The 1685-nt window shown below is 69.5% G+C and carries 1 protein-coding gene; it reads left to right on the plus strand.

What is annotated here, in order from left to right; all coding sequences use genetic code 11:
* Nucleotides 1-1685 (plus strand): 2-isopropylmalate synthase (gene leuA / locus AB0D08_RS40750; protein ID WP_359895425.1); only part of this gene is annotated, 1685 nt, incomplete at both ends.

Genomic DNA, 1685 nt, shown 5'->3' on the forward strand with positions numbered 1-1685 from the left:
CCGCCCCACCCCGGTGACCGCGGCCACCGTGCTGCAGCAGCCGTCCGGGATGCCGTTCCACCGCTACGTACCGTTCGGCTCCGTCGACCTGCCGGACCGCACCTGGCCGGGCAAGGTCATCACCCAGGCGCCGCGCTGGCTGTCCACCGACCTGCGGGACGGCAACCAGGCGCTGATCGACCCCATGTCGCCGGCCCGCAAGCGCAAGATGTTCGACCTGCTGGTGAAGCTGGGCTACAAGGAGATCGAGGTCGGTTTCCCGTCCTCGGGCGCCACCGACTTCGACTTCGTCCGCTCGATCATCGAGGAGGGGGCGATCCCCGAGGACGTCACCATCTCGGTGCTGACCCAGGCCCGCGAGGACCTGATCGAGCGCACAGTGGAGTCCCTGGTCGGCGCCCACCGGGCCACCGTCCACCTGTACAACGCGACCTCGCCGCTGTTCCGCCGGGTGGTGTTCAAGGGGTCCAAGGACGACATCCGCCAGATCGCCGTGGACGGCACCCGGCTGGTGATGGAGTACGGCGAGAAGCTGCTGGGCGAGGAGACCGTCTTCGGCTACGAGTACTCGCCGGAGATCTTCATCGACACCGAGCTGGACTTCGCGCTGGAGGTCTGCGAGTCGGTGATGGACGTCTGGCAGCCGGGCGAGGGCCGCGAGATCATCCTGAACCTGCCGACCACGGTGGAGCGTTCCACCCCGAACGTCTACGCCGACAAGATCGAGTGGATGTCGCGGAACCTGTCCCGCCGCGAGTTCGTCGCGCTGTCCGCGCACCCGCACAACGACCGCGGCACCGGCGTCGCCTCCGCCGAACTGGCCATCATGGCCGGCGCCGACCGGGTCGAGGGCTGCCTGTTCGGCCAGGGCGAGCGCACCGGCAACCTGGACCTGGTCAACGTCGGGATGAACCTGTTCTCCCAGGGCGTCGACCCGATGATCGACTTCTCCGACATCGACGAGATCCGCCGCACCTACGAGTACTGCAACCGGATGGCCGTCCCCGAGCGCCACCCGTACGCCGGCGACCTGGTCTACACGTCCTTCTCCGGCTCGCACCAGGACGCGATCAAGAAGGGCTTCGACGCCCTGGAGGCGGACGCGAAGGCGGCCGGCGTGCCGGTCTCCGAGTACACCTGGGGCGTGCCGTACCTGCCGATCGACCCGAAGGACGTCGGCCGCAGCTACGAGGCGGTCATCCGGGTCAACAGCCAGTCCGGCAAGGGCGGCATCGCCTACGTGCTGAAGAACGACCACAAGCTGGACCTGCCGCGCCGGATGCAGATCGAGTTCTCCCGGATCATCCAGGCCAAGACCGACGCCGAGGGCGGCGAGGTCACCCCGGCCGCGATCTGGTCGGTCTTCCAGGACGAGTACCTGCCGACCCCGGACAACGCCTGGGGCCGGATCCAGCTGGGCGGTTCGCGGAGCCTGACCACCGAGGACGGCCGGGACGCGCTGGCCACCGAGGCCGTGGTGGACGGCGCCCCCGTCACCCTGACCGGTACCGGCAACGGCCCGGTCTCCGCCTTCGGTGACGCGCTGGCCCGGATCGGCGTCGACGTACGGGTGCTGGACTACGCCGAGCACGCGCTGAGCGAGGGCGGCGACGCCCAGGCGGCCGCGTACGTCGAGTGCGCGGTCGACGGCAAGGTGCTGTGGGGCGTCGGCATCGACTCCAACA

Origin of the sequence: Kitasatospora sp. NPDC048540 (assembly GCF_040651175.1) — a bacterium.
Taxonomy (GTDB): domain Bacteria; phylum Actinomycetota; class Actinomycetes; order Streptomycetales; family Streptomycetaceae; genus Kitasatospora.